Source organism: Ilumatobacter sp., from assembly GCF_049588435.1.
In the GTDB taxonomy this organism is placed as follows: Bacteria; Actinomycetota; Acidimicrobiia; order Acidimicrobiales; family Ilumatobacteraceae; genus Ilumatobacter_A.
In genome coordinates this window covers 1-4,388 of the sequence record NZ_JBAVYV010000499.1, presented here as the reverse complement: position 1 = coordinate 4,388, position 4,388 = coordinate 1, and the positions used below count along the sequence as shown (strand labels likewise).

Sequence of the window (4,388 nt, the reverse complement as noted above, 5' to 3'; positions counted from 1 at the left end):
GCGCTCCCCCACCGGCAACACCGGCCGCACCACCATGGCACTCACCCGGACGGCGCCGATCCCCGACGATCTCGAACGATTTCTCGACCAGGCCACGACCGGCGACGAGTAGCGGCGGGATCGATCTCGCCCGACAACCCTGATACACCCCCGTGCGCATGATGGAGCCATGGACACGACGGTGTTGTCGGAGTGTGTGGAGGAGCTCTCCCGCTACCACGCACCGACGCCCGATGTGGCTGCGTCGACTCGTCTGGTGCGTCGGGCCCGCGCCGCGCAGCTCGACGAGGTGGGCATCGCGGTCGATGCCGGTTCGTTCTTCGGTCTCGGGTTCCGCTCGCCGACCGACTGGTTGACCACCACCACCCGGGAGGGAGTCGGTGCCTGCAGAACCACACTGCATCTGGCTGACCGCATCCGCAAGATGCCCGTCGTCCGCGAGGCGTTCGGCGCCGGTGACCTGGCCGAGACGGCACTCCGACTGTTGGCCGAGGCCTGGCACGCGGACATCGCCGATGCGTTCGCGCGCGACGAGCAGATGCTGTGTGGGTGGGCGACCAGCCTGTCGCACAAGGACTTCAAGTTCGTCCTCGACACCTGGCGACTCCATGCCGATCCCGACCGAGCCGATCGATCCGAGCAGGAACGCTACGACGCTCGGGCATTGCATCTGTCGTCGATGCTCGATGCGATGGGCCGCATCGACGGGATGCTCGACCCCGAGGGATTCGCTCTTGTGCGTGAGGCGATCCGCGCTCTGTCGCAAGCCGCCGCCGACGACACCCGGTCAGCAGCGCAACGACGCTCCGACGGGTTGGTCGCGATGGCCCGCATGGCACTCGAACGGGTCGATCCGGTTCCCGGTCGCAAGCGTCGCAAGCCGAAGGTCGTCGCCACGATCAGCTACGACGACCTCGTCGCGGCGACCGGCGGTGGATCCTTGGAGACCGACATCGACCGTTCGATGTTGTCCACCGACGCAATCCGACGAATCGCCTGCGACTGCACCGTCAACCGGCTCATCACGGGCCCGCAATCGACGATCCTCGATTTCGGGCGCACGCAACGAGTCGTGTCCGACCGACTGTTCGACGTGCTCGCTCTGCGCGATCACGGTTGCCGCTTCGCCGGGTGCACGGTGCCGGCATCGGGATGCGACGCCCACCACGCGATCCACTGGGTCGACGGTGGAGCGACCGAACCCGACAATCTGCCGCTGGTCTGCTGGCACCACCATCACTGGCTCCACGAGCAGCACTGGAGTATCGAGCCCCTCGGGGGCGGACACTTCATCTTGATCGACCCCGACGGCGGCGCACACACCATGCGCCCACCGATGGTCGGCCCCGCCCCGACGTGAACCCTCCGTCCGAACTGCAGGCCGAGCGTCTGCCATTGTCGTCCCCATGGATGACAACTACGAGGACTTGACCGAGTGCGGCCTCAGCGACGAACTCGAACGCGAGCTGCTCGACAAGCAGCGTGAGTGCACCTTCATGTGGACGAACAAGGCCGGCGAGGCCTTCGGTGTGATCATGTCGTACCTGCCGCACGAGGGAAAGCTCTGGCTCACCGCTGCCGAACGCCGGGCACGCATCTCGGCGATCCGCCGCTTCCCGCGGGCCTCGGTGTGCATCACGAGCATGGGCACCGACATGGGAACCGGCAAGACGGTCACCTACAAGGGCGAGTGCATCGTGCACTCGTCACGCGAGGTGAAGGACTGGTTCTATCCGGTCTTCGCGAAGCGGATCCGCCCCGACGACGAGCTCGCCGCCACGACATTCCAGACATTCCTCGACTCACCTGATCGAGTGGTCATCGAGTTCCGACCCGACGACAAGCTCGGCTTCGACAGCGCGCTGATGTGGGAGCGATCGCCCGAGGCGGGCAACAATCCGCCGCAGGGTTAGCCGAGCAGTTCGGCCAGGCGCCGACGCCACTCCACCGACGGCTTGTCGGACTGCACGCTCACCGTGGCGCGCTGGTCGAGCGGGAGGACTCCCTTGACCTTCTCGAGCATCACCTTGTCCTCGGCGCCGATCGCCCGGTCGAACACGATCACGTCCTCACCGGGGACCGAGAAGTCGTCGTTGCGCCAGATCACGAACGTGAAGTACGAGGTGACGTCGTCGATCGGTGTCGAGCACAGCAGGATCAGATGATCGAGGCCGGTCTCGTAGTGGATGGTGCTGCGCACGGTGAACGGCAGGTTGAAGCCGGTCGTCATCCGCCGCGTGATCACCGCATCATCGAGACCCGACGATGCAGCGCCGTCCTCGTTGCGTACGTCGACCTCGTACTGATATCCGAAGAAGTCGTCGTCGAGCTGCTCCATCTCGATCTTCGGGACGTCCTGGTTCTGCGCGATTCCGAACGTGCCGATGTGGACGTAAGGAAAATGCGAGATGTCGAGGAAGTTGTCGGTCATGCGCGTGCACGACGTGTTCCACACCTGCACGCCGGAGTTGATCCGCCGGTACTTCTCGTCGTCCTCGGCATCCATCGCCGGGATGTCGGCGGCGGGTTCACCGAGGCACACCCACACGAGCCCGAAGCGCTCCTGCACATTCACGGTCGGCAGGTGTGCCGCCGGGGGAACCTTCTTGCCGATGCCGGACGACGGGACCTCGACGCAGGTGCCCGCGTCGCCGAACCTCCAGCCGTGGTACGGGCACACGAGACAGCCGTCATGCACGGTGCCCTCGCTCAGTGGTGCCTCGCGGTGCGGGCAGCGGTCGGGAGCCGCGACGACGGCGCCGTCGGCGGAACGCCAGATGACGAGGTCACGTCCGAGTACCTTGACGGCAACCGGCTCGTCGGACACGTCGGCGGACTCGGTCACGACGTACCAGTGATGCAGCAGCGCTTCGTTCTCGATCAACATGACGGACTCCATCCTTTTGGTCTGATGGTCTTACCATAACTGACATGACGACGCCTTCGATGTTCGAATCGCCGACCCACGCGGCGTCGACGCCCGACCTCCTCGTGGTCGCCGACACGGTGCTCACGATGGAACGCCACAGCACTCCGCTCACCGACGCAGCGATCGCCGTGACCGACGGCCGGATCACCGCGATCGGCTCCGCCGCGGCACTACTCGCCACCCACCCCGATGCGCCGACCATCGGCGGTCCCAACCACCTCGCGATCCCCGGACTGATCAACGCCCACCAACACCTCACGGGTGATCGGCTGATCCGCTCGATGATCCCCGACGACCTCGAGGCCGGGCGCTCGATCTTCGAGTGGGCCGTGCCGGCGCACGCCGCGCACACCGGCGACGACGACGAACTGTCCGCGACACTCTCGCTCGTCGAGGCGGCGTGCAACGGCGTCACCTTCACCGTCGAAGCGGGAACGGTCGCTCACCCCTCTCGGGTGCTGGCCGGTTTCGACGCGGTCGGCGTCGGCGGCACGCTCGGTTCGTGGGGCTGGGACGTGGCCGGTCAGCCCTGGGCGGGAGACACGGTCGACCAGGTGCTCGATCGCCAGCGTGAGGTGCAACGGTTGACCTCGGGTCACGAGCGGGTCGACGGCTGGGTGACCCTCGTCGGACACGACCTGATGAGTGACGAACTGGTGGCAGCCGCCAGCGATCTCGCACGGGCCAAAGGCACCGGCATCACGTTCCACCTCTCGCCGTCCGACAGCGACACGGCCGCGTATCTCGACCGCACCGGCAAACATCCGGCCGTGCACCTCGCCGACCTCGGCGCCCTGGGCAGTCACGTCCTGCTCGGCCACGGCGTGCACCTCGCCGACGACGAGGTCGAGCGACTGCTCGACACCGACACGGCGATCGCCTACTGCCCGTGGGCCTACCTCCGCCTCGGACAGGGAGTGACTCGCGCGGGCCGACACATCGAGTTCATCGACCAGGGCGGCCGCGTGGCGATCGGGTGCGACGCGGAGAACGCCGGCGACGCGATCGACGTGCTCGGCGCCGTCGCGCTCACGGCCGGCCTCGCCAAGGACATGGCGATGGACCCGACCGTGTTCGGTGCTCACCGCGCACTGCACCACGCGACGCTCGGAGCGGCCGAGGCGCTCGGCATGGCCGATGAGATCGGCTCGATCACGGTCGGCAAACGGGCGGACATCGCGATCGTCGACACCACCGGACCGGAGTGGGTGCCGCGATCACCCGACCCGATCCTGCAATTGGTGTGGGCGAGCGACGGGCGCAGCGTGTCCCACGTCGTGTCATCCGGTCGCGTCGTCGTGCGCGACGGCGAGCCCACGCTGGTCGATCGCACCGCACTCGCCGTCGAAGCGCAGGAACGCCACCGAAGCCTGGTCGAGCGGGGCCACCTCGGCTGACCCGGTCATCCGGTGCCTGACACCAGTTGTCCGGCGGCGAGGACGGTTGGGCGGTCGGGGCC

The 4,388-nt window shown here is 67.2% G+C and carries 4 protein-coding genes; 3 read left to right on the top strand and 1 reads right to left on the bottom strand.

Annotated elements, in window-relative coordinates:
• The first annotated feature begins 169 nt into the window (after nt 1–169).
• Nucleotides 170–1,360, top strand: coding sequence for a DUF222 domain-containing protein (locus WBV89_RS18685; protein WP_423982839.1), 1,191 nt, complete (start codon nt 170–172; stop codon nt 1,358–1,360).
• 46 nt (nt 1,361–1,406) lie between these two features.
• A complete protein-coding gene (locus WBV89_RS18680) occupies nt 1,407–1,913 on the top strand; it encodes a hypothetical protein (RefSeq protein WP_423982838.1) in 507 nt (168 codons plus the stop codon).
• Here WBV89_RS18680 and WBV89_RS18675 read toward each other — a convergent pair.
• Nucleotides 1,910–2,887 (bottom strand): Rieske 2Fe-2S domain-containing protein, encoded by a 978-nt coding sequence (locus tag WBV89_RS18675; protein ID WP_423982837.1) that lies wholly within the window; start codon nt 2,885–2,887, stop codon nt 1,910–1,912. The two genes, WBV89_RS18680 and WBV89_RS18675, sit on opposite strands and share 4 nt — an antisense overlap.
• Nucleotides 2,888–2,931: 44 nt before the next feature.
• Here WBV89_RS18675 and WBV89_RS18670 point away from each other — a divergent pair, with 44 nt between their 5' ends.
• Nucleotides 2,932–4,326 carry an amidohydrolase family protein gene (locus tag WBV89_RS18670; protein WP_423982836.1) on the top strand — a complete coding sequence of 465 codons (1,395 nt, stop codon included), beginning with the start codon at nt 2,932–2,934 and terminating at the stop codon, nt 4,324–4,326.
• The last annotated feature ends 62 nt before the right edge of the window (nt 4,327–4,388 follow it).